This is a genomic window from Herbaspirillum sp. Her3 (assembly GCF_057961275.1).
The window spans coordinates 290,836-312,103 of sequence record NZ_CM176328.1 but is presented as its reverse complement, the minus strand read 5'-3'; the positions used below and the strand labels follow the sequence as shown (position 1 = coordinate 312,103).

The following is a 21,268-nucleotide window of genomic DNA, read 5'->3' as shown; positions in this document are numbered from 1 at the left end:
ATCAGGTGGATGAAAGGAAAGGCGAAAGATCGGCCGGAGCGACCCGCCACCCCGGCCGCAAACCCTTACCGGACGCGGCTGTACAAGGGTTGCAGGGAATCCGCGCTGGCCCCGACGTCGATGGCCTCGATGGCCGTGCCCAGACTGTTGCGGGTCCCCAGGCCATTGGCAGCAAACGGCGCGCCAGGCTCCAGGGGCGTGCGCAGGCTGTCCGGGGCGAAGCGCACGATGCTGCCGTCATCGAGGATGACACCATTGGCTTCGCCGCGCGGACCGGTCAGGACCAGGGCGATCTTGCCGCGCACCGACAGCTGGCGCAACTGCGCCGCGCGCAGGTGCGGCGGCAGCGGCGGATTGGCATCGAAGGCGGGCGGGCGGTCGATCACGGTCTGGCCATTGGCCAGGTTGACGATGGCGTCGGCCTTGATCACGCCGGCCGCTTCCGCCTGGCCGAACACGCGTACCGACTGGCCGGGCCGGACCGCATTCTGCAGCGTCTGCGACAGGTGCGGCGGGAACTTGACCACGGTGCGGTCCCCCACCATCAGGCCATCGACTTCGCCATAGGGATTGATGAGGAAACGGCTGACGCGGCCTTCCATGACAGGTGCCTGCGCGGTCATGGCGGCGTCATAGGTGGCCGGTGGCGCAGGCGGCGCCAGCGGTGCCGCAACGGGGCCGGCTCCGGGCGGCGGGGCGGGGGGCAATGCCTGAGCCTGCGCGGCCATCAGCGAACCCAACAGCATCAGGGCCGACACCGCGGCCAGGGAACGGGGGAGAAAGGATGAACGGTTCATGGCAACTCCTTTGAGGTGAGGTACGCTCTGTTTTGCAAACCCCGTGCCTGCCACGAAACCCTTTAAAAACAATGAGTTACAAAATCTTGTGCGCATGCAGGTGTCCGTTCTCGTGACACCTGAGTGTCCGCTGCCGGACACGCAGCGCTGCGTTCACATCTCGTCGCCCAACGCGGCCTGCCCCTGCGTGCTCAACAACTGGCCGAAGCGCTCGGCGATCCATTGGGCCGTGGCCCCCAGCGGGCGGCCGGGCAGCCACAGCATCTGCACCGACAGCAGGGGCAGCGCCACGGCGGGACAGCGCAGGCGCAGCAGCGCCTTGGCGTAGTCGAAATATTCGGCGACGTTGACCGGGAGGATGGCCCAGCCCAGGTTGTCGGCCACCATCTCGGCGATGCCGTAGTGATTGTCGGAGCGCCACAGCTTGGGGCTGTAGACCGGCTCTTCGACGCCATCGGCGTGCAGGATCAGTTGCCGGTATTGCGCCAGGTCGGTCTTGCGCAGGCGCTCGCGCGCGGCCAGGGGATGGCGCGGCGAAACGAAGATGCCTTGTGCCACCGAGCCGATGTGGCGCTGATCGAAACCGCTGGCCACGCGGCCACGGTCGAAGTGAAAACCGATGTCGGCGCGGCGCTGCTGGACGGCCGCCACCACTTCAGCCGGGGTGCCATCGAGCAAGGTCAACTCCAGCGCCGGAAAGCGCGCCGACAATTCGCGCAGCAGCACGCGCAGGGCGGCATAGGGCAAGGCTTCGTCCAGCACCATGGTCAGGCTGGCTTCGTCGCCCAGCGAAAAGGACCTGGCCCGCTGTTCCAGCGCATCGGCCTGGCGCAGTACTTCGCGCGCCTCCTGCAGCAGGGCCGCACCGACTTCAGTGAGGCCGGCCTTGTGCGTGGAGCGGTCAAACAGTGTCACGCCCAGGTCAACCTCCAGCAGCGCGATGGCGGTGCTGACCGCCGATTGCGCACGGCCCAGATGGCGTGCCGCTGCACTGATGGAGCCATGTTCGGCAGCGGCGATGAACTGGCGCAGTTGTTCGAGATTCCATTGCATGTTTCCGCTCCATCTGAGTTATCGATAGATTCCATCTTTGTCGATCTGCATTGATGTTGGATCATACGGCTTTTCACACAAAAGGAACTCTCATGAAGAACACATCTACTCCTACCGTGCATCTGCGGCCGCTGGAGCGCGAGGACCTGCGCTTCGTCCATCAGCTGAACAACAATGCGACGGTGATGCGCTACTGGTTCGAAGAACCCTACGAAACCTTTGCCGAACTGTCTGCGCTGTTCGAGGCCCACATCCATGAACAAAACGAGCGCCGCTTCATCGTCGATGCCGATGGCGAAAGCACCGGCTTGGTCGAGCTGGTGGAGATCAACACCGTCCATCGCAGCGCCGAATTCCAGATCATCATCGTGCCGGCCTGCCAGGGGCGCGGGCTGGCCGGGCAGGCCACGCGGCTGGCGCTGGACTATGGCTTTTCGGTACTCAATCTGCACAAGATTTCCCTGATCGTCGACCGCGAGAACGAGAAAGCCGCGCACATCTACACCAAGGCCGGTTTCCAGACAGAAGGCATGCTCAAGGAGGAATTCTTCATGAACGGCCAATACCGCGACGTCCTCCGCATGGCCATGTTCCAGCGCGACCATCTGGCGCGCATGCATGTCGACCAGAGGGAGGAACGTACTGCACGCGTCAACGGGGAGACGGTGATGCAATGAATCGCACGCCCTCCGATCGAATTGATTTATCCACAGGAGAATCCGGCATGTCCGCTTATCTGACCCTGGCGGTGGCCATCGTCACCGAGGTGATCGCCACCACCGCCCTCAAATCCTCGCAGGGATTCACGCGCCTGGTGCCGGGCATCGTCGTGGTGCTGGGCTACGGCGTGTCCTTCTATTGCCTGGCGCTGACCCTGCGCACCCTGCCCACCAGCGTGGCCTATGCGATCTGGTCGGGCGCGGGCCTGGTGCTCATCACCCTGGCCGCCTGGCTGATCCACCACCAGCGCCTGGACTGGCCGGCCATCGCCGGCATCGCACTCATCGTCGCGGGCGTACTGGTCATCAACCTCTTTTCCGGCAGCGCGGTGCACTAGGGCCTGTTCAGGCCTCAAGCCCGCCCCTCGCGCCGCATCGATTGCGGCGCCACGCCAAAGCCGCGCAGGAACACTTCACGCATGTGGCGGCGATCCCTAAAACCCGTCTCGCGCGCCACCACTTCCAGCGGATGGCGGCTCTGCTCGATCATCAAACGCGCTGCCTCCAGCCGCAGGCCCTCGATGGCCTTGGCCGGGGATTGCCCCGTCTCCAAGGTGAACACGCGCGTGAACTGGCGCGCACTCAGGTTGGCCTGCCCGGCCAGTTCTTCCACCGTCAAGGCGCGCTTGAGATTGCGGCGCGCATAGTTCAGCGCATCCTGGATACGGTCGGTCTTGGGCGCCAGCGCCAGCATTTCAGAATGCTGCGACTGACCACCGGCGCGATGCTGGTGCATCACCAGCTTGTGCGCCACGCCGCGCGCCACCTCCTCGCCCAGGTCCTTGCCTACCATGGCCAGCGCCAGGTCCAGCCCGGCGGTCATGCCGGCCGAGGTCCACAGCGGGCCATCGACGATGTAGATGCGGTCGTCTTCCACCTGGATATCCGGAAAGCGCGTGCGCATCGCCGCCGCAAACGCCCAGTGCGTGGTGGCACGGCGCCGCGCCAGCAACCCCGACTCGGCCAGCACGAAGCCGCCGGTGCAGATGCCGGCGATGCGCCGGGCCTTCTTCGCCGCGCGTTGCAGGAAGGCGCGTTCCGCGGCACTGGCAGGCGCCTCCAGGGGATTGCCCACGCCGCAGACGATCCAGGTATCGATGGTGGGGGTCGCTGCCGCCTTGCCGGTATTGACCCGCATGCCCAGAGACGAGGTGACATCGCCGCCATCGACCGAATAGTTGTGCATCCGGTAGAACTCGTGGCCGACGACCTTGTTGGCATATTCAAAGACCGACTGCGTGGCCAGGCCCATGACCTGGAATCCTTCCGTGAGCAGATAGCCGATGTGGTGCATGTCCTGACTCCGTAACGAATGTCCTAAAACACTACCATATACGTCATTCAGGAAGTCTGCAAGCGGCCTAAGATGCACTCCATCGACACACCACACCCAAGGAGAACAGCATGAACCAGCCGCAAAACCAAGTCCATCGTGGCACTGCCCTCGTCACCGGCGCATCCTCCGGCATCGGCGCGATCTACGCCGACCGCCTGGCACGCCTGGGTTACGACCTGATCCTGGTAGCCCGCAACCGCGAGCGCCTCAATGCCCTGGCCGCCAGCCTGACCAACCAGACCGGCCGCAACGTCGAGGTGCTGGAGGCCGATCTCGGCCAGGCCGATTCGCTGGCCCAGGTGGAAGAGAAACTGCGCAGCGATGCCAGCATCACCCTGCTGGTCAACAATGCGGGCATCGGCACCCATACGCCGCTGCTGCAAAGCAAGGTCGAGCACATGACCGGCATGATCGCCCTCAACGTCACCGCCCCGACCCGCCTGACCTATGCCGCCGTGCCCGGTTTCGTGGCCCGTGGCCGGGGTGCGGTGATCAACATTTCCTCCATCGTGGCCGTGGCGCCGGAAGTGCTCAATGGCGTCTACGGCGGCAGCAAGGCCTTCGTGCTGGCCTTCTCGCAATCGCTGCACCACGAACTGGCGGCCCAGGGCGTGCAGGTGCAAGCGGTGCTGCCGGGCGCCACCGCGACCGACTTCTGGGCCATCGGCGGCCTGCCGGTGGAACACCTGGACCCGGCCATCGTGATGTCGGCCGAGCAGATGGTCGATGCGGCCCTGGTGGGATTCCAGCGCGGCGAGCTGGTCACCATCCCCTCGCTGCACGAGGAAGACGCCTGGACCCGTTTCGAGAGCGCACGCCAGCACATGGCCACCCAGCTTTCCGCCAATACCCCGGCGCCGCGCTACACCCGCACCGATCTGCACTGAGCGGCCGAGGCTGCCCGCAACTGCCCGAAGCACCGCGGATAGGCCGTTTTTTGTCCCGATATGAACCTTGCCGCGACGGCCCGCTACGGGCGGGCGTTTGCGGCACCCCAACCCTGACCACGTGAAGGAAAATCATGAAACTGACCGACAACACCCTCTTCATCACCGGCGGCACCTCCGGCATTGGCCGCGCCCTGGCCGAAGCCTTCCACAAACTGGGCAACCAGGTCATCATCGGCGGCCGCCGCAAGGCCCTGCTCGATGAAGTGACTGCTGCCAATCCCGGCATGGATGCCATCGAATTCGACGTCTCCAGCCTGGCCAGCATCGATGCCGCCGCCGCCACCCTCAAGGCACGCTACCCCAAGCTCAACGTGCTCATCAACAATGCCGGCATCATGCCCTTCGACGACGCCGGCGGCACCATCGATGACCAGGTGAGCCGCAACATCCTCGACACCAACCTGCTGGGCCCGATCCGCCTCACCTCGGCCCTGATCGACCTGCTCAAGGCCCAGCCGCGCGCCACCATCATTCACAACACCTCGGTGCTGGCCTATGTGCCGCTGGCGGTCACGGCGGTCTATTCGGCCAGCAAGGCGGCCCTGCATTCGTATGCCCTGTCGCAGCGCTTCATGCTGCGCGACACCTCGGTGCGGGTGCAGGAGATCGCCCCGCCCTGGGTCGATACCGATCTGGTCAAGAAGAGCGGCGACCCGCGCGCCATGCCGCTGGATGCCTTCATCGCCGAAACCATGGCCAAGCTGGAAAGCGACGCCGAAGAAATCATCGTCGAGGCCGTCAAGCCCTTGCGCGACAATCCCGGTGCCAATGAACACGGGTTAGTCAATGGCTTCAACGCCGCGCTGATCGCCAATCCCATCCCGGTCTGATCGGGACCGCTCTTCCACCGCAACCGGCCATGGCAGAAGTCCCTTTCTTGTCCATGGACCGGTCGCCTCGCTGATGGTCGAACCCACCATGAATACCACTCCTACCACTCCCACCTCCTCCACGCCGCAGGCACAGCCGCACCAAGGCTCGCTGCTCACCGCCGGGTTCCTGGCCCTGGGCAGTTTTGCCATCGGCACCGAGGGTTTCATGATTGCGCCGCTGCTGCCGAGAATGGCGGCCGACTTCGGCATGAGCGTCTCGACCGTGGCCAGCCTGGTGATCGTCTTTACCCTGGTGCTGGCGGTCAGTTCGCCCATTACCACGGTGCTGTCGGCGGGAATCAACCGGCGCAACCTGCTCATCGGCGCCATGGGCATCTTCACCCTGGCCAATCTGCTGGCGGCGCAGTCGACCGGCTTTGCCAGCCTGCTGACATCGCGCCTGCTGATGGCGGTCGCGGCCGGTCTCTACACGCCCAACGCCAACGCCCTGGCCGGTGCCATCGTCAAACCCGAGCAGCGCGGACGGGCACTGGCCATCGTCAGCGGCGGCATGACCATCGCCATCGCGCTGGGCCTGCCGCTGGGTTCGGTGGTGGGCCATGCCTTCGGCTGGCGCGCCACCTTTGGTGCGGTGGCCGTGATGGGGGCAGTGGCGGTGGCCGGCATCTGGCTGGGCGTGGATCGGCGTGCCGGTGGGCAGTTGCACGTCGCCGGCCTGCGCGAGCGGCTGGGCGTGGTGGGGCAAGCGCAGATCCGGCGCCTGCTGGCCATCACCCTGTTCTGGTCGGTGGGCGCGTATGCGGCCTATCCCTACATTGCGCCTTACCTGGCGCAGACGCTTTCCTTCGGCGACCAGGGCATCGGCATGTCCGTCAGCCTGTGGGGTGCCGCTGCCGCCGTGGGCGTGACCGTGGGCGGCAGCCTGAATGACCGCTTCGGCTCGGGCCGCGTGGTGCGGCTGTCGCTGCTGCTGTTGATGCTGGCATTCTGGGCCTTGAGTGCGGCTACGCTGCTGGCGCCGCAGGCCGCGCTGGTGCCGGTGCTGGCCGCGGTGGTGGTGTGGGGTTTTGCGGTGTGGGCGTTCTTTCCGGCGCAGATGGCCAGGCTGATCGCGGCAGGTCCACCCGCACAGGCCTCTGTGGCCTTGTCACTCAACACCTCGACCATGTACCTGGGCTTCTCTCTGGGCAGCGCCGTGGGCGCAGGCATCCTGGCGCTGGGATGGGTGGGCGGCATCGGGCTGTTCGCGGGGGCTTGCGCCCTGGCAGGCGTGCTGCTGGAACGCAGGCTGAAGGCGCCTTAACCGCCGGAAGGCCCCTGCTCTTCCAGCTTGCGATACAACTGCTGGCGCGAGATGCCCAGCCGGCGCGCGGCTTCGGCGCGGTTGCCGTTGGCCGCCGCCAGCGCCCGCTGCAACATCACCCGCTCGACCTGCGCCACGGCCACGGCCAGTTCGCCGTCCCAGTCGATGGCGACTTCGCTGGCGCTGCCCACGGCAGTACGATCAGCCAGCTCGATATGCTCGGCCTCGATGCAGGCGCCATGGCTCATCACCGCCGCACGCTCCATGGTATTGCGCAGCTCGCGCACGTTGCCCGGCCAGGCATGCTGCAGCAGGCGGCGCGCTGCGGCCGGGCTGATGCGCTTGGGGGTGTCGCCACCCTGCTGGCGCAGGAAATGTTCGGCAATGGCGAGGATGTCGCCGGGACGCTCGCGCAGCGACGGCACCTTGATCGGCAGGACCTGCAGGCGATACCAGAGATCCTCGCGGAAGCGCCCTTCGCTGATTTCCTGCGGCAGGTCACGGTGGGTGGCGGCGATCACCCGCACATCCACCTTCACCGCCTGCTGGCCACCGACCGGCGTGAGTTCGCGTTCCTGCAGCACGCGCAGGATCTTGGCCTGGGTCGGCAGGGCCATGTCGCCGATCTCGTCCAGGAACAGCGTGCCGCCGTGGGCTTCCTGGAAGCGGCCCAGGCGCGCTGCGGTGGCGCCGCTGAAAGCGCCTTTGACGTGGCCGAACAGTTCGCTCTCGATCAGCTCGGCGGGAATGGCGGCGCAATTGACGGCCACGAAGGGACGCGCAGCGCGCAGGCCGTTGCGATGCAGGGCACGCGCCACCAGTTCCTTGCCGGTGCCGGTCTCGCCCAGGATCAGCACGGTGGCGTCGCTGGTGGCAGCACGCCCGATCTGCTTGAACACCTGGCGCATGGCCTCGCTGTCGCCGACCAGGGCATTGCGTTCGCTGCTGGCTGATGTGTCTGGCGTCATTGCCGCATCGGCGCGGGCCGCGCTCTGGCGCAGGGCGCGTTCCAGCGTTTCCACCAAGGCTGCGCGCGGCACCGGTTTGGTCAGGTGATCGAAGGCGCCCAGGCGGATGGCTTCGATGGTGTTGTCGCCGCTGGCGTAGGCGGTCAGCATGATGCAAGGGATGGCCGCGATGGCCGGGGCGCGCTGCAGGAAGACCAGGCCATCCTCGTCGGGCATGCGCAGGTCGACGATGGCCGCATCCACCGCATGCGCGGCCAGCAGGCTCAGGCCGGCAGCGGTACTGCCTGCTTCCAGTACCTCGTGGCCGAGGTCGCCGACGGTCTCGGCCAGACTGCCGCGAAAGGCAACATCGTCATCGACGATCAGGATGCGCGCCATGGCAACTCCATCTCAAAACGGGCGCCGCGCTCACTGGCGGCCAGGGTGATGACCCCGCCATGCGCATGCACGATCTCGCGCACCAGCACCAGGCCCAGCCCGGTGCCGCCGCTGCGCTGGCTGACGAAGGGGTCGAACAGGCTATCACGCAATTCGGCCGGCACGCCCGGTCCATCATCGGCCACCCACAGCAGGAGCCGCCGCTCATCGCGCAGGCGTGCGCCGATCTCTATGTGACCACCGCTACTGCAATGCGCCAGGGCATTGAGCAGCAGATTGTCGAGGGCACGCGCCATCTGTACCGGGTCCAGTGCGGTGGTGGTGAGGCCCCCGGCAAAGCTGGGCAGGTCGACGGCCGCCTGCAGATGCACCTGCCGCTGCTCGGCCAGTTCGGCGTGGGCCTGGCAGCGCGCCTCGATCCAGGCCGACAGGTCGATGCTCTGGCGCTGTACCTGGAAAGGCTGGGCCAGCGCCAGCAGGCTGGCCACCAGTGCATCGAGCCGCTCGGTCTGGCTGACCACCATTTCCAGCGCGCCGGTCACGCGCGTCTCGCGTACCTGGGCCGGTGCGGCCAGGGCATTCTCGGCCTTCATGCGCATGGCGCCGATGGGATTGCGGATCTCATGGGCCATGCCCGCAGCCACCCGGCCCAGCGTGGCCAGCCGTTCGGCATGGGCCAGCTGGCTGGCCAGGCGTTCGGACTGGCGGCGCCAGCGCGTGAGCGTAGCGCCCAGCCAGATGCCGCTGAGGATGACGAAGGCCAGCAGCAAGGCACTGGCTACCAGCAACTGGTTGAGCACGGCAGCGCTCATGACGGGCACCCGCTTGAGGGTCCAGGCCGCCAGGGAGAGCTGCCCCAGCGGCACCGGACAGGCCGCGAACACGACCGCCTCGCGCAGCCCCGGACGCACGTCGGTGACCGTGCTGCCAGCATTGAGCGCGCGCTGCGCAGTCGAGACGATGCGTTCCATCTCGGCGCCCGGCGGATCGCGCTTGATGCCGCTGCCGTCATAGGTCGGGAAGGCATAGGCCACCACGTCGCGCTGTGGATGCCAGAACCCGCCCTCCACCCCCGCCTGGTCGCGCAGGGACAGGTCGATCACCGCCTGCATCACCGAACTGCCGGGCAAGCCATCGGCATCGGCCTTGCTGCGGGGTGCGCCGCTGTTGCCCGAGAGCGCATGGGCCAGGCCCGCACTCATGGTGGCACAGCTCACCGCCGCCTGGCCGGTAGCCAGGCTGATCTGCGAAGAGGCGCCCTGGCGGCTCAGTTGCAGCAGCAGGAAAGCCAGGATCAGCGCGATCAGGGCGATGAAGGCCCACAGGATGAGCAGGTCGCGCTTGATGGTGTTCTTGATGTTCAGGGGGCCTCCGGCGCGGGTGTTCTTGATGTTCTCGCAGTCTGGTGAGAGCGCTCGCATTTAAACACGAAGCGCGGCCAGTGATGAATCATCTGACAGGAATGCGCGCACGCAGGTTCAGCATTTTGTTGCAGGACAATCACGTTGCCTGCGATCAAGCTGGAAGCCGGTTTTGCTTTATGCGTTAATTGCGCCTGGGGTTTTCGGGGGGAAGCAAAATCAAGCAGTTGAAGAAATACCTGGTGGTGGTATTGGGCATCGCCATGCTGATGGTGGTGGCCATGTGTGCCAGTACGCTCTATCAGAGTTATCGCCAGACGCGTCTTTCGGCAGTGACCAATGCCGGCAACGTGACCCTGATCTCCCAGCGCGCCATCTCGCGCAACCTGGAGGTGCTGTCGCTGTCGCTGGACACGCTGGCCTACCGCTACCAGCATCCGTTAAGCGCGCGCCGGCTCGATGAGGCGCAGCGCTATGCCTATCTGTTTGGCAGCGCGGCCAGCGTCACCCACATCACCGTGATGGCCGTCATCGATGCCAACGGCGATGTGCTGGCCAGTTCGCGTCGACGTCCGGGAGAGACGGCACCCAATTATGGCGACCGCGCCTACTTCACCATCCACCGCGATTCCGCCAAGGTCGGCCTGTACGTGTCGCGGCCCATCCGCGCCAGCCTGGGCAACGAGCTGCCGGTGGTGGTGCTGTCCAAGCGCTTGTTCAATGATGATGGCAGCTTTGGCGGCATCGTCCTGATGGCCTTGGACCTGGCCTATTTCCGCGACCTGTTCGAAGGCCTTTCGCTGGGGCCCGACGGCGTGGTCTCGCTGTATTCGGACGATGGCATCGCCTACATGCGGGTGCCTTACCGCGAGGAAATGATCGGCCGCGACGCCAGCAGCACTGCCAATTTCCAGCGCATCCAGAGCGCGCTGCAGAATGAGGAAGGCAGCTTCTTTTCTCGCGCCAGCAGTGATGGCGTGGAACGGCTCTATACCTTCCGCCGCATTCCCGATTCGCCGCTGATCGTCTTTGTCGGCTATGCAGAGGAAGCCATCTTCAAGAGCTGGCGCAAGACCTTGTACGTGGTCATCATCTCGCTGGTGATCTTTGGCCTGCTCTCGGCCTACCTGCTCTCGCACGTACGCCAGGAACTACGCCACCGCGTGGCCATCGAGAAGCGCCTGGAAGAACTGGCGCTCACCGATGGCCTCACGGGCCTGCTCAACCGCCGTGCCCTGGACGAAGCCTTGCAGGCTGCCTGGGAACGGTGCCGGCGCAATCTCAATTCGACCTTCTCGGTGCTGTTCATCGACGTGGACTACTTCAAGCCCTACAACGATACCTATGGCCACAAGATGGGCGATGCGGTGCTCAAGGAAGTGGCGCAGGCCATCGCCGAAAACCTCCCCCGCAATACCGACTGCGCCGGCCGCTACGGTGGCGAGGAATTCGTGGTGCTGCTGGAGCTGACCGACGAACAGGGCGCGCACCTGATGGCCCAGCGCCTGTGCGAGGCGGTCTACAGCCGACTCATCGTGCATGCCGCCAGCCCGCTGCGCGTGGTCACCATCAGCGCGGGCGTGGCCACCCTGCAGCGCGAACACCACCGCCGCGTGGAAGACGTGCTCAACGCCGCCGATGCCGCGCTCTATCGGGCCAAGCGGGATGGGCGCAACGCGGTGCGGGTCAGCGGGGCGGATTGACCGGCGGCCACCGCTGCAAAGACAAAGGGCGCCATCTGCATGGCGCCCCTCGTTTCATCACGACACGGCCGACGCATCAGCCGCGATCAGTCTCAGACTTCACTCACATCCAGCGGTGCCTCGGTCTTCTCGATCACTTCTTCCTTGGTCACGCCGGTCGCCAGTTCGATCAGCTTCAAACCGCCCGGCGTGACGTCGATCACGCCCAGGTCGGTGATGATGCGGTTGACCACGCCCACGCCGGTCAGCGGCAGGTTGCAGTCGTTCAGGATCTTCTTCGAGGTGCTGCCATCCTTGGCCTTGGCCACGTGTTCCATCAGCACCACCACGCGGCCCACGCCGGCCACCAGGTCCATGGCGCCGCCCATGCCCTTGACCATCTTGCCGGGAATCATCCAGTTGGCCAGGTCGCCCTTGGCCGAGACCTGCATCGCACCCAGGATGGCGATGTTGATCTTGCCGCCGCGGATCATGCCGAAGGAGTCCGCCGAGCTGAAGAAGGACGAGCCCGGAATGGTCGTCACGGTCTGCTTGCCGGCGTTGATCAGGTCCGGATCCACCTGGTCTTCGGTGGGGAAGGGGCCGATGCCCAGCAAGCCGTTCTCGGATTGCAGCCACACTTCGATATCACCCGGAACGTGATTGGCCACCAGCGTGGGCAAGCCGATGCCCAGGTTCACGTAGAAGCCGTCCTGCAGTTCCTTGGCTGCGCGTGCAGCCATTTCATCTCTGGTCCATGCCATTTTCTGTGTCTCCTTATGCGCGCACGGTGCGTTGTTCGATGCGCTTCTCGGGCGTGGCATTGACCACGATGCGATGCACGAAGATGCCGGGGGTGTGGATCTGGTCCGGGTCGAGCTGGCCCACTTCGACCAGTTCTTCCACTTCCACCACGGTGACCTTGCCCGCCATGGCCACGTTGGGATTGAAGTTGCGCGCGGTCTTGTTGAAGACCAGGTTGCCGGCCTTGTCGGCCTTCTGTGCCTTCACCAGCGACACGTCGGCCACCAGCGAGCGTTCCATCACGTAGCGCTCGCCGTCGAACTCGCGCACTTCCTTGCCCTCGGCCACCAGCGTGCCCACACCGGTCTTGGTGAAGAACGCGGGGATGCCGGCGCCACCGGCGCGCAGCTTCTCGGCCAGGGTACCTTGCGGGGTGAACTCCAGTTCCAGTTCGCCGGCCAGGTACTGGCGCTCGAACTCCTTGTTCTCGCCCACGTAGGAGGCGATCATCTTCTTGATCTGGCGGGTGGAGAGCAACTGGCCCAGGCCGAAACCATCGACACCGGCGTTGTTGGAAATGGCAGTCAGATTCTGCACGCCCGCATCACGCAGGGCGGCGATCAACGCCTCGGGGATGCCACACAGGCCAAAGCCGCCGACCGCAATGGTCTGACCGTCCTTGACGATATCTTTCAACGCGGTGGCCGCGTCTGGATACACTTTGTTCACGAGTCTCCTTTCGGCTCTTGTCTTGCGAGCAGGGTTGCAAGCGGGCCGGCGGACATGCCGGCTCCAACAGGGATGGGCAGAGGGGCTTCTCTTGCACGACGCACGGGGACGTCGCCAGGCACCGTTCAGCTCCAAATAGCGCCAAATATCATAGGGCAGCTGAAATAGGCCATACAATACGGTAAAAATACCTGGCGCAATGCAGCATGGTATCGCCAGGTGCGAGGGACCCGCCGAATATTCGCAGCAACTCCATGACCCAGCCACTTCCCATCGATTTCGAACAGGTTTTCATGCACGCGCCCATCGGCATGTGCGTCTCGCACAATCGCATCATCCAGCAGGCCAACCTGGCCATGGCGTCGATGTTCGGCTACGAGGTGGAGGCGCTGCGCCAGACTTCCTTCCAGGAAATCTATCCCACCGCCGACGAATTCGAACGCACCGGATTGCGCCTGGTGCCCATCCTCAACGAGAAGGGCTTCTACTCCGACGAGCGCATCATGAAGCGCTCCAACGACGAAATGTTCTGGTGCCACGTCACCGGCCATGCCCTGAACCGCGACAACCCGCACGCCGCCGGCATCTGGACCTTCGAGGACGTCAGCGCCAAGCGCCCCATCGCCCCCGGCCTGACCCCGCGCGAACGCGAGATCGCCGCGCTGCTGGTCGAAGGCAAGACCAGCAAGCTCATTGCACGCCAGGTCGAACTGAGCCCGCGCACGGTGGAAATGCATCGCGCCCGCCTGATGCGCAAGTTCGCCGCCGCCACCTCCTCGGAGCTGGTCCACAAGCTGCTGAGCATCACGCCTTGAGCTGCGTCGGGAACGGTCAGAACGGCTGGCCGGCAAACCGCTGCGCCAGGAAATCCAGCATGGTCCGCAATGTCGCCGGCATGTGCCTGCGCGAGGCATAGACGCCATACATGCCCAGTTGCAGGGGCTCATAGTCTGGCAGCAATTGCACCAGCTGGCCACTGGCCACCAGCGGCGCGACCGTGTAGGCCGGCATGTGGCCGATGCCCACCCCCGCCAACACCGCCTGCAGCAGCACCGTCACCTCGTTGGCACTGATGCTGCCGCCGACAGCAACGGTTTGCGTCTTCGACGCCGCACTGCGCTTGCCGCCCCTGGCGCTTTTCCTTTTCGGATCGAACTGCCACAGGCTGCGTCCCACATAGGAGTGCGTCAGGCAATTGTGCAGGGCCAGGTCTTCCACCTTGCGCGGCAGGCCGTGGCGGGCCAGGTAGTCCGGCGTGGCGCAGATGATCGAGCGGCACACGCCCAGCGGACGCGCGATCAGGTTGGGCTCAAGCCGGTTGGTCATGCGGATGGCCAGATCGATGCGTTCTTCGACCAGGTTCACGGTGCGGTCCAGCGCCAGCAGGTCCACCGCCACGCCCGGATAGCGGCGCCCGTAGTCCACCACCGCCTGGATCAGCTGGGTCTGCGCAAAGGAGGTGCTGGCGGTGATGCGCAAGAGCCCGCGCGGGGTTTCGTCGGGGGCATCGAGGGCGTGGCGCATGTCCTCGGAATACTCCAGCATCTGGCGGCAGCGCGGCAGCAGTTCGTTACCGGCCGCCGTCAGCGAGATGCGCCGCGTGGTCCGGTGCAGCAGCCGCGCACCCACCCAGTCTTCCAGCTCGGCCACGTAGCGCGAGACCACCGGACGCGACAAGTCCAGCTGTTCCGCCGCCGCCGACAGGCTGCCGCCATCCACCACCGCCACGAAGACCTGCATGGCCGTCAAGCGATCCATCCGCCCCTCCTGATTTGAACGATTTCAGAAACAAACTGTGATCGATTATGCTGTTTTTCGAAATCAAAAGCGATCCTATGATGACCACTCCTGACACCCACATCACCTTCACGGAGTCCTCATGTTTTCACGTACCCGCCTGCTGCGCCCGCTGCTGGCCATGGCTATCACGGGCCTGTTGGCCTTGTCCGCCGCCGCTGTCGAGGCTGCCGCGCCGCTCAAGCTGGACAGTTACAACCCTGGCAAGGAAGCCATCTTCCCGGTCAGCTCGGTGCTGGTCTCGGGTGAGCGCGAAGCGATCCTGGTCGATGCCCAGTTCGGCCAGCGCGAAGCGCAGCAGCTGGTGGAAAAGATCCGCGCCAGCGGCAAGCAGCTGACCACCATCTACATCAGCCACGGTGACCCGGATTACTACTTCGGCCTGGAAACCCTGCACGCCGCCTACCCGGACGCCAGGATCGTCGCCTCCGCGCCGACGGTGGAACACATCAAGCAAACCGCTGCCGGCAAGCTGGCCTACTGGGGCCCCAAGCTGGGTGACAATGCCCCGCACGCCACCATTCTCCCCGAAGTGCTCAAGGGCAAGACGCTGATGCTGGAAGGCCGCAAGCTGGAAATCATCGGCCTGGACGGTCCGCAGCCGGAGCGCAGCTTCGTCTGGATTCCTTCGCTCAAGGCCGTGGTCGGCGGCGTGGTCGTGGCCGGCAACATCCACGTTTGGGTGGCTGACACACAGAGCCTGACATCCCGCAAGGATTGGCTCGGCACGCTGGCCCGCATTGAAAAACTCAAGCCCGCCATCGTCGTGCCCGGCCACTATGCCGCCGGTGCACCGCTGGACATCGCTTCGGTACGCTTCACCCGTGACTACCTGAAGGCCTTTGACCAGGAAGCTGCCAAGGCCGCCGATGCCAATGCCCTGGTCGCCGCCATGAAACAGCGCTACCCCGACCTGGGCGACACCAGCTCGCTGGAGCTCTCGGCCAAGGTCATCAAGGGTGAAATGAAGTGGCCCTGAAGTGGCCTGAGTTGATCCTGACGTCAACCTGACTTGACCCCGGCTCGATTTGCTCCCAATCTGCTCGCAGCCCCTCCACCTCAGAAAGGAACCCTCATGAAAATCGCACTCATCGGCGCCTCCGGCAACGTCGGCACCCGCATCGTGGACGAAGCCCTGCGCCGCGGCCACAACCTCATCGCCATTGCCCGCGACGCCAGCAAGATCGCCCAGCGCACCGGCGTGACCGCCGTCTCGGCCGACGTCAAGGACGCCAGCGCCCTGGCCGTGGCCATCAAGGGCGCCGACGTGGTGATCTCCAGCGGCCGCTTCACCGCCTTCGGCGCCGCCGACCTGCTGCCCGCCGTGAAGGCCGCTGGCGTCAAGCGCCTGGCGGTCGTGGGTGGCGCGGGTAGCCTGGAAATCGCACCGGGCAAGGCTCTCATCGATACGCCGGACTTCCCCGCCGCCTACATGCCCGAGGCTTCCGGTGGCCGTGATTTCCTCAATGCCCTGCGTGAGGAAACCGAGCTGCAATGGACCTACCTGTCGCCCTCGGCCATGTTCGTCCCCGGTGAGCGCACCGGCCAGTTCCGCCTGGGCAAGGACGAACTGCTGGTCGGTGCCGATGGCAAGAGCTGGATCTCCTATGAAGACTACGCCGTCGCCCTGCTGGACGAACTGGAACAACCCAGGCACGTACGCACACGCTTCACCGTGGGCTACTAGGGCCTGTTCACATCACGGGCGTGATGGTGCAGAAAACGTCAGGCCCGGTGCAACATCATTCAAGTTCAAGGACATCGCATCATGAGCACTTCCGCCACCCCGCACGACACCGTGCTCCACTACATCCACGATCCACTGTGCGGCTGGTGCTACGGCGCCGCGCCACTGGTGGCGGCGGCGCGCGCGGTGCTGCCGGTGCAGGCGCACGGTGGCGGCATGATGGCCGGACGTAACCGCCGCCGCGTCGATGCGCAGTTGCGCGAATACGTGATGCCGCATGACCAGCGGATCGCGCTGATGACCGGGCAGGCCTTTGGCGAACAGTATTTCAATGGCTTGCTGCGAGATACCGAAGCCGTCTTCGACTCGGCCCCGCCGATTGCCGCCGTGCTGGCGGTGCAGGCGATCAAGGGCGAGGCGGCCGGGCTGGACATGCTGGCCTCGATCCAGCGCGCGCATTACCAGCATGGACGGCGCATTTCAGAACTGGCGACGCTGACCGAACTGGCGCAGGCATTGGGCATCGAGCCCACTGCCTTCGCCAGCGAGATGCAGCGTGTGGAGGCGGAAGAACTGGCCGAACACATCGAGGCCAGCCGTGAATTGCTGAACACCGTCGGCGGACGGGGCTTCCCGACCTTCGTGCTGCAGCGGGGCGATACGCTGGAGGTGCTCGATACCGGACGCTGGCTGGGGCAGCCGGAACAGTGGGCGAGCTATCTGCGTGATGAGACGGCGGCCGCGCTAGTGGACGCATCGGTGAGCGCGCCGGCCCGGTGCGACCTGCAGACGGGCCGTTGCGACTGAACCTGATTCAGACTGGCAGGCCCAATGCGCGCAATTGCGCCCGGGTTGCTGCGGCATCGACGTGATGGATACCCCGCCAGCCCAGCGCGCGGCAGCCGTCGATATTCTTTTGCAGGTCATCGATGAAGACCAGTTCCTCCGGCTTCAGATTGGGCAGATGCCGTGAGTAGCGCTCCAGCGCGATCTGGAAGATGCGCGGCTCGGGCTTGATGCAGCGCTCATGGCCCGAGACCACGATATCGAGAAAGAGCTGCAGGAAATCGTGATAGTCCCGCGCATGCGGATAGGTCTCAGCGGACCAGTTGGTGAGGCCAAACACCGGCACCTGCTGCGCATGCAATTCCCGCAGCAAGGCCACGCCCTCGGGCAATGGGCCAGGCAGCATCTCGATCCAGCGGTCATAGAAGGCACGGATCAGCGCCTCATGCCGGGGATGCTGCCGGATCAGGTGCGCGGTGCCTTCGGCCAGGGTGCGGCCACCGTCTTGCTGCACGTTCCATTCGGGTGAACAGATGTGGGTGAGGAAGTGGTGGCGCTCCTGCTCGTCAGCGATCAGCTTGTGATACAGATGCTGCGGGTTCCAGTCCAGCAGTACGCCGCCGAAATCGAAGACGACGGCGCGGATGGGGCTTGGTGCAGAAAACGTCATGGTCTGGCTCGACATGTCAGCCTCCAATCGGATCAATGATCATGAGGGTGCCATGACTTCCAGGCGCGACGGAGTGTGGCACTCCTGCCGTGGCCAGATACATTTCCCCTTCCGCGACTTCTATCTTTTCGTCATTCACGACCAGTAGCATTTTCCCTTTAATGACGATCAATGCTTCATGGTAGTCATGTGTCTCGTCCGGATAATGTTGACCATCCATCTTGAGAATTTTGATATTGCAATTTCCAGATTGCCCGATGATTTTTGATTTCCAGAATTCAGGCAATTTTTCTGCAATTTCATTGAGATTCGTGTGGGGCATCGGATTAACCTGATGGAAAAAGCTTAATTGTAGAACGCATTTCATCAATAGTCGCAAGCTGCGCTCCAGCAACAAATTGACAAACCACAGCCTTTCGCTTTTAATGTTTTCATTGTAAACATTAAAAGCGGATCATGCGCTTCTTCCTGCTCTCATCGCCCCGGCGCAGCGTCATGTGCCTGCACCCATGAGCGCCCTCGTCATCGACGCCCTGCTGGCGTGGGCCCATCACCTCTGCGCCTTCTCGCTGCCGGCCGTGCTGTTGAGCGAATGGGTCCTGCTGAGCGGCCCGCTCCCCGCGCAGCGCTTGCGCCTGCTGGCCGGTCTGGATCTCTGCTATGGGGCACTGGCCGGCCTGATGCTGCTGGCGGGCGCTGCGCGTGTGATGTGGGGAGCCAAGGGCGCGGCGTTCTACCTGGGCAACCCGTTGTTCTGGGCCAAGCTGGCCTGCTTTGCCCTGGTAGGTCTGCTCTCGATCAAGCCCACGCTGCACATTCTGCGCTGGAAACGCGCCGGCGAGGCACCGCAAGTGCAGATGCTGCAGCCAGTGCGGCGCTGGATGGGTGCGCAACTTCTGCTGTTTCCGCTTCTTTTGCTGTTGGCGCCGATGATGGCTCGCGGACTGGGCTATTGATGAACACGGAGAAGGTCCGCACTGGCCGACCGATTGACCTTACCGCCCAGCTGCTGGGCCAGCAGGTCGGCAATATCGATGGTCATGGCGTTCCCCCTTGGTATCATTGAGTGTTTGCGACATTTGGATGTCCGCATCGATTCACCTGAAGCGATGCAACGATTATTGCACCTCAATGTTTCCACTGACAACATAAATTTACAATGAGCTCCACGTACCACCACGGCGACCTGAAATCCGCTCTCATGCGCTATGCCAGACTGCAGCTCGAAAACGCCAGCTGGGAACAGCTTTCGCTGCGGGAGATGGCCAAGGCCATGGCCGTTTCCCATGCTGCGCCCTATCGCCATTTCAGCGACAAGCGCGCACTGCTGGAGGCAGTCGTGATCGCAGGCTTCGAGGAGTTGACGGGGCAATGCCGCGCTGCTGCCGATGAGTGGGAGTGCCATGCGCATCGCGCGCGCTTGAAGGCTTGCGGACTGGCCTATGTGAGGTTCGGCCTGCACAATCCGCGCCTGCTCAATGCCATGTTCACCACGCTGGCCGAGCCGCAGTCCGGCGCGCCCCTGGTCGACACGGCTGCGGGCCTGTTCGATGTGCTGATGCAAATTGTGTCAGCCGGGCAGGCTGCTGGCCTGCTGCGTACAGGTGATGCGCGTGCGCATGCGCACGCCTGCTGGGGCATGGTGCATGGCCTCTCGGCGCTGCTGGCAGTGGGGATGATGAAGGCGACCGAGGCCCAACTGCATGAACGGTTGCAATCGGCAGAGGCATCCATCGAGATATTTTTGGAGGGAATGGCGCCCAAGGCATCCCACCAGACTACTACTCGATGAGCTTCCCGCTCAGCTTGCGGTCTGCCGGATTGATCAGCGAGGTCAGGATATGGTCTCGCCACTCCCCATCGATCTTCAGGTAGGAACGCGCGCACCCTTCTTGCTGAAATCCCAGGCGCTGCAATAAGGCATGACTGCGCCCGTTCTCGGGTCGATAGTTTGCCATGATGCGATGCAATTCCAGCGTTGAAAAAACATGGCCGATGGCGAAGGTCAACGCTTCGTGCATGAGGCCCTGTCCCTGGAATGCGAGGTCCAGCGAGAAACCGAGATGACATGCCTGGAACGGACCTCGCGCGATATTGGTAAATCCACACTCGCCCACCATGACACCGGTAGATTTGTCGCGCAGGAGCAGGTGCAATGATTGTTGCGCCTCTATCGCGGAGGCCATGTCATGAATGCGTTTTTCCATTGCGGCCACGGTAAAGAAGTCATCGCCTCTTTCCGGTTCCCAGGGTTTCAGATGGATTCTGTTGCGCGTGTAGTAGCGGAGCAGTTCTTCTGCGTCAGCATGGGACGGCGGACTTGAGGTCAGACGCCTTGTTGAGAGCAAGATCATGGTCGCCATCCAATCAAAAATGATTCAGCTGAAAGCCTCGCCAGAAGCCAGATGGACGGCTTGTCAGGAGACCTCTTCAACGGCGTGCTTCCCTGCTGCTTGCGACTGCAGCGCCTCCACCAGATAGTCAATGAGCACCCGCATCTTGGGCGCGATATGGCGAGACGCCGGGAAAAGCAGATAGGCCACGCCCTGATAGTTGCTATCGACATTCCATTGCGGCAGCAGGTGCACCACACGCCCGGCCGCCAACGCTTCCTTGCCCACGAAATCGGGAACACAACCCACGCCAATACCTGCTTCAATGGCCGCCAGCCGCATTTCGCTGTGATTGACCGAACACCGCCCCGCCACGATGATCTCTGCCGATTCGGTACCGGAAACGAAACGCCAGCGATTATCACGTTCCTCCTCGCCTAGCGTCAGGCAGCTATGGCTCATCAGGTCTTCCGGATGATGGATCGGGCCATGGGCAGCAAGATAATCGGGGCTGGCCAGCAGCAATTGCCTGACCGGCAGCAGGGGCCGCGCCACCATGCCTTGCGGCGGGACATCGGTCAGACGGATCACCAGGTCCACCCCTTCGCGCAGCGGGTCCACCGCCCGGTCGACCACCAGCAGGTGTACATCGACCTCGGGATAGGATTTCAGGAATGCCAGCAGCACCGGCTGCAGGATGTGGCGGGCAAAGGCTTTGGGCGCGCTCAGCCTGACCAGCCCCTTGGGCGAGCCTGCATGGCCTTCCGCAGCCAGGAGCGTGGCCCTTGCGGCCGCGACCATCTTCCGTCCGTGCTCCAGCACATCCAATCCTGCCTCGGTGAGACGCAGTTGCCGTGTCGTGCGCTGGAACAGCGAGACGCCCATCATCTTTTCCAGCCGCGCCACCTGGCGGCTGACGGCCGAAGGCGTCATGCCCTGCTGCCGGGCCGCTTCCGAAAAGCTGCCGGACTCCACGACCTGCACGAACGTGACAAGCTCATGCAATACCTCGGCCAGATCATTTGTTCTCATGCGGCACAACTCCTGTTCTTGCTACCCATCTAGTCAGACCTCCCCGGCATCAAGACAATACACCCACTGATTCAACTCTCACCTGCGCCGGAAGCGAAATGCGCATCCCC

The 21,268-nt window shown here is 64.2% G+C and carries 24 protein-coding genes; 12 read left to right on the top strand and 12 right to left on the bottom strand.

Going from position 1 to position 21,268, the window contains the following annotated elements; genetic code table 11:
• Positions 1-65: 65 nt before the first annotated feature.
• Together ACVC5H_RS01440 and ACVC5H_RS01435 are read right to left on the bottom strand one after the other, a co-directional pair.
• Positions 66-797 carry a hypothetical protein gene (locus tag ACVC5H_RS01440; protein ID WP_489620646.1) on the bottom strand — a complete coding sequence of 244 codons (732 nt, stop codon included), beginning with the start codon at positions 795-797 and terminating at the stop codon, positions 66-68.
• Positions 798-950: 153 nt separating this feature from the next.
• Positions 951-1,850, bottom strand: coding sequence for a LysR family transcriptional regulator (locus tag ACVC5H_RS01435; protein WP_489620645.1), 900 nt, complete (start codon positions 1,848-1,850; stop codon positions 951-953).
• A gap of 92 nt (positions 1,851-1,942) precedes the next feature.
• Here ACVC5H_RS01435 and speG point away from each other — a divergent pair, with 92 nt between their 5' ends.
• Positions 1,943-2,527: a spermidine N1-acetyltransferase gene (gene speG / locus ACVC5H_RS01430; protein WP_489620644.1), complete on the top strand. Its 585-nt coding sequence runs from the start codon at positions 1,943-1,945 to the stop codon at positions 2,525-2,527.
• Positions 2,528-2,574: 47 nt separating this feature from the next.
• Positions 2,575-2,907, top strand: coding sequence for a DMT family transporter (locus tag ACVC5H_RS01425; RefSeq protein ID WP_489620643.1), 333 nt, complete (start codon positions 2,575-2,577; stop codon positions 2,905-2,907).
• A 14-nt stretch (positions 2,908-2,921) separates the two neighbouring features.
• Here ACVC5H_RS01425 and ACVC5H_RS01420 read toward each other — a convergent pair whose 3' ends face one another.
• Positions 2,922-3,863 carry a GlxA family transcriptional regulator gene (locus ACVC5H_RS01420; RefSeq protein ID WP_489620642.1) on the bottom strand — a complete coding sequence of 314 codons (942 nt, stop codon included), beginning with the start codon at positions 3,861-3,863 and terminating at the stop codon, positions 2,922-2,924.
• Positions 3,864-3,973: 110 nt separating this feature from the next.
• Here ACVC5H_RS01420 and ACVC5H_RS01415 point away from each other — a divergent pair, with 110 nt between their 5' ends.
• From ACVC5H_RS01415 to ACVC5H_RS01405, 3 genes are all read left to right on the top strand, one after another.
• Positions 3,974-4,792 (top strand): SDR family NAD(P)-dependent oxidoreductase, encoded by an 819-nt coding sequence (locus ACVC5H_RS01415; RefSeq protein WP_489620641.1) that lies wholly within the window; start codon positions 3,974-3,976, stop codon positions 4,790-4,792.
• Between the two features lie 134 nt (positions 4,793-4,926).
• The gene (locus ACVC5H_RS01410; RefSeq protein WP_008333490.1) at positions 4,927-5,685 is read left to right on the top strand and encodes an SDR family oxidoreductase; all 759 of its coding nucleotides are present in this window, start codon (positions 4,927-4,929) and stop codon (positions 5,683-5,685) included.
• Positions 5,686-5,758: 73 nt separating this feature from the next.
• The gene (locus ACVC5H_RS01405) at positions 5,759-6,991 is read left to right on the top strand and encodes an MFS transporter (RefSeq protein WP_489620640.1); all 1,233 of its coding nucleotides are present in this window, start codon (positions 5,759-5,761) and stop codon (positions 6,989-6,991) included.
• Here ACVC5H_RS01405 and ACVC5H_RS01400 read toward each other — a convergent pair.
• Positions 6,988-8,337, bottom strand: a complete 1,350-nt coding sequence (locus ACVC5H_RS01400) for a sigma-54-dependent transcriptional regulator (protein WP_489620639.1) — start codon at positions 8,335-8,337, stop codon at positions 6,988-6,990. The two genes, ACVC5H_RS01405 and ACVC5H_RS01400, sit on opposite strands and share 4 nt — an antisense overlap.
• A complete protein-coding gene (locus tag ACVC5H_RS01395) occupies positions 8,322-9,758 on the bottom strand; it encodes an ATP-binding protein (protein ID WP_489620638.1) in 1,437 nt (478 codons plus the stop codon). The genes ACVC5H_RS01400 and ACVC5H_RS01395 overlap by 16 nt, the downstream gene beginning before the upstream one ends.
• A 128-nt stretch (positions 9,759-9,886) precedes the next feature.
• On the opposite strand from ACVC5H_RS01395, the gene ACVC5H_RS01390 reads away from it, so the two are divergent.
• Positions 9,887-11,401, top strand: coding sequence for a sensor domain-containing diguanylate cyclase (locus tag ACVC5H_RS01390; RefSeq protein WP_489620637.1), 1,515 nt, complete (start codon positions 9,887-9,889; stop codon positions 11,399-11,401).
• Between the two features lie 92 nt (positions 11,402-11,493).
• Here the strand turns inward: ACVC5H_RS01390 and ACVC5H_RS01385 are convergent, their stop codons facing one another.
• Both ACVC5H_RS01385 and ACVC5H_RS01380 read right to left on the bottom strand, forming a co-directional pair.
• Entirely contained in the window at positions 11,494-12,144 is a 651-nt protein-coding gene (locus ACVC5H_RS01385; protein WP_489620636.1) for a 3-oxoacid CoA-transferase subunit B, read from the bottom strand.
• 13 nt (positions 12,145-12,157) lie between these two features.
• Entirely contained in the window at positions 12,158-12,853 is a 696-nt protein-coding gene (locus tag ACVC5H_RS01380; RefSeq protein WP_489620635.1) for a CoA transferase subunit A, read from the bottom strand.
• 254 nt (positions 12,854-13,107) lie between these two features.
• On the opposite strand from ACVC5H_RS01380, the gene ACVC5H_RS01375 reads away from it, so the two are divergent.
• The gene (locus ACVC5H_RS01375) at positions 13,108-13,668 is read left to right on the top strand and encodes a LuxR C-terminal-related transcriptional regulator (RefSeq protein ID WP_489620634.1); all 561 of its coding nucleotides are present in this window, start codon (positions 13,108-13,110) and stop codon (positions 13,666-13,668) included.
• 16 nt (positions 13,669-13,684) lie between these two features.
• Here ACVC5H_RS01375 and ACVC5H_RS01370 read toward each other — a convergent pair whose 3' ends face one another.
• Positions 13,685-14,611, bottom strand: a complete 927-nt coding sequence (locus ACVC5H_RS01370) for a LysR family transcriptional regulator (RefSeq protein ID WP_489620633.1) — start codon at positions 14,609-14,611, stop codon at positions 13,685-13,687.
• Positions 14,612-14,732: 121 nt separating this feature from the next.
• Between ACVC5H_RS01370 and ACVC5H_RS01365 the strand changes: the two genes are divergently transcribed.
• The 3 genes from ACVC5H_RS01365 (at position 14,733) to ACVC5H_RS01355 (ending at position 17,144) form a co-directional block, all read left to right on the top strand.
• On the top strand, positions 14,733-15,629 hold the full coding sequence (locus tag ACVC5H_RS01365) for an MBL fold metallo-hydrolase (RefSeq protein ID WP_489620632.1): 897 nt from the start codon (positions 14,733-14,735) through the stop codon (positions 15,627-15,629).
• Between the two features lie 96 nt (positions 15,630-15,725).
• Entirely contained in the window at positions 15,726-16,337 is a 612-nt protein-coding gene (locus tag ACVC5H_RS01360) for an NAD(P)-dependent oxidoreductase (protein WP_489620631.1), read from the top strand.
• 81 nt (positions 16,338-16,418) lie between these two features.
• Positions 16,419-17,144, top strand: coding sequence for a DsbA family protein (locus ACVC5H_RS01355; RefSeq protein ID WP_489620630.1), 726 nt, complete (start codon positions 16,419-16,421; stop codon positions 17,142-17,144).
• A 7-nt stretch (positions 17,145-17,151) separates the two neighbouring features.
• On the opposite strand, the gene ACVC5H_RS01350 is transcribed toward ACVC5H_RS01355, so the two are convergent.
• Together ACVC5H_RS01350 and ACVC5H_RS01345 are read right to left on the bottom strand one after the other, a co-directional pair.
• The gene (locus ACVC5H_RS01350; RefSeq protein WP_489622636.1) at positions 17,152-17,793 is read right to left on the bottom strand and encodes an HAD family hydrolase; all 642 of its coding nucleotides are present in this window, start codon (positions 17,791-17,793) and stop codon (positions 17,152-17,154) included.
• Between the two features lie 16 nt (positions 17,794-17,809).
• Entirely contained in the window at positions 17,810-18,115 is a 306-nt protein-coding gene (locus tag ACVC5H_RS01345) for a cupin domain-containing protein (RefSeq protein ID WP_489620629.1), read from the bottom strand.
• 187 nt (positions 18,116-18,302) lie between these two features.
• On the opposite strand from ACVC5H_RS01345, the gene ACVC5H_RS01340 reads away from it, so the two are divergent.
• Both ACVC5H_RS01340 and ACVC5H_RS01335 read left to right on the top strand, forming a co-directional pair.
• Entirely contained in the window at positions 18,303-18,749 is a 447-nt protein-coding gene (locus ACVC5H_RS01340; protein ID WP_489620628.1) for a DUF2214 family protein, read from the top strand.
• A 203-nt stretch (positions 18,750-18,952) separates the two neighbouring features.
• The gene (locus ACVC5H_RS01335) at positions 18,953-19,585 is read left to right on the top strand and encodes a TetR/AcrR family transcriptional regulator (protein ID WP_489620627.1); all 633 of its coding nucleotides are present in this window, start codon (positions 18,953-18,955) and stop codon (positions 19,583-19,585) included.
• Here ACVC5H_RS01335 and ACVC5H_RS01330 read toward each other — a convergent pair.
• Together ACVC5H_RS01330 and ACVC5H_RS01325 are read right to left on the bottom strand one after the other, a co-directional pair.
• Positions 19,575-20,147, bottom strand: a complete 573-nt coding sequence (locus tag ACVC5H_RS01330) for a GNAT family N-acetyltransferase (protein WP_489620626.1) — start codon at positions 20,145-20,147, stop codon at positions 19,575-19,577. The two genes, ACVC5H_RS01335 and ACVC5H_RS01330, sit on opposite strands and share 11 nt — an antisense overlap.
• Positions 20,148-20,210: 63 nt before the next feature.
• Positions 20,211-21,158 carry a LysR family transcriptional regulator gene (locus ACVC5H_RS01325; protein ID WP_489620625.1) on the bottom strand — a complete coding sequence of 316 codons (948 nt, stop codon included), beginning with the start codon at positions 21,156-21,158 and terminating at the stop codon, positions 20,211-20,213.
• Positions 21,159-21,268: the final 110 nt, after the last annotated feature.

Coding starts and splice junctions, on each gene's coding strand:
- ACVC5H_RS01440 (WP_489620646.1), bottom strand. CDS start 797: ATGAACCGTTCATCCTTTCTCCCCCGTTCCCTGGCCGCGGTGTCGGCC.
- ACVC5H_RS01435 (WP_489620645.1), bottom strand. CDS start 1,850: ATGCAATGGAATCTCGAACAACTGCGCCAGTTCATCGCCGCTGCCGAA.
- speG (WP_489620644.1), top strand. CDS start 1,943: ATGAAGAACACATCTACTCCTACCGTGCATCTGCGGCCGCTGGAGCGC.
- ACVC5H_RS01425 (WP_489620643.1), top strand. CDS start 2,575: ATGTCCGCTTATCTGACCCTGGCGGTGGCCATCGTCACCGAGGTGATC.
- ACVC5H_RS01420 (WP_489620642.1), bottom strand. CDS start 3,863: ATGCACCACATCGGCTATCTGCTCACGGAAGGATTCCAGGTCATGGGC.
- ACVC5H_RS01415 (WP_489620641.1), top strand. CDS start 3,974: ATGAACCAGCCGCAAAACCAAGTCCATCGTGGCACTGCCCTCGTCACC.
- ACVC5H_RS01410 (WP_008333490.1), top strand. CDS start 4,927: ATGAAACTGACCGACAACACCCTCTTCATCACCGGCGGCACCTCCGGC.
- ACVC5H_RS01405 (WP_489620640.1), top strand. CDS start 5,759: ATGGTCGAACCCACCATGAATACCACTCCTACCACTCCCACCTCCTCC.
- ACVC5H_RS01400 (WP_489620639.1), bottom strand. CDS start 8,337: ATGGCGCGCATCCTGATCGTCGATGACGATGTTGCCTTTCGCGGCAGT.
- ACVC5H_RS01395 (WP_489620638.1), bottom strand. CDS start 9,758: ATGCGAGCGCTCTCACCAGACTGCGAGAACATCAAGAACACCCGCGCC.
- ACVC5H_RS01385 (WP_489620636.1), bottom strand. CDS start 12,144: ATGGCATGGACCAGAGATGAAATGGCTGCACGCGCAGCCAAGGAACTG.
- ACVC5H_RS01375 (WP_489620634.1), top strand. CDS start 13,108: ATGACCCAGCCACTTCCCATCGATTTCGAACAGGTTTTCATGCACGCG.
- ACVC5H_RS01370 (WP_489620633.1), bottom strand. CDS start 14,611: ATGGATCGCTTGACGGCCATGCAGGTCTTCGTGGCGGTGGTGGATGGC.
- ACVC5H_RS01365 (WP_489620632.1), top strand. CDS start 14,733: ATGTTTTCACGTACCCGCCTGCTGCGCCCGCTGCTGGCCATGGCTATC.
- ACVC5H_RS01360 (WP_489620631.1), top strand. CDS start 15,726: ATGAAAATCGCACTCATCGGCGCCTCCGGCAACGTCGGCACCCGCATC.
- ACVC5H_RS01355 (WP_489620630.1), top strand. CDS start 16,419: ATGAGCACTTCCGCCACCCCGCACGACACCGTGCTCCACTACATCCAC.
- ACVC5H_RS01350 (WP_489622636.1), bottom strand. CDS start 17,793: ATGACGTTTTCTGCACCAAGCCCCATCCGCGCCGTCGTCTTCGATTTC.
- ACVC5H_RS01345 (WP_489620629.1), bottom strand. CDS start 18,115: ATGCCCCACACGAATCTCAATGAAATTGCAGAAAAATTGCCTGAATTC.
- ACVC5H_RS01340 (WP_489620628.1), top strand. CDS start 18,303: ATGAGCGCCCTCGTCATCGACGCCCTGCTGGCGTGGGCCCATCACCTC.
- ACVC5H_RS01335 (WP_489620627.1), top strand. CDS start 18,953: ATGAGCTCCACGTACCACCACGGCGACCTGAAATCCGCTCTCATGCGC.
- ACVC5H_RS01330 (WP_489620626.1), bottom strand. CDS start 20,147: ATGATCTTGCTCTCAACAAGGCGTCTGACCTCAAGTCCGCCGTCCCAT.
- ACVC5H_RS01325 (WP_489620625.1), bottom strand. CDS start 21,158: ATGAGAACAAATGATCTGGCCGAGGTATTGCATGAGCTTGTCACGTTC.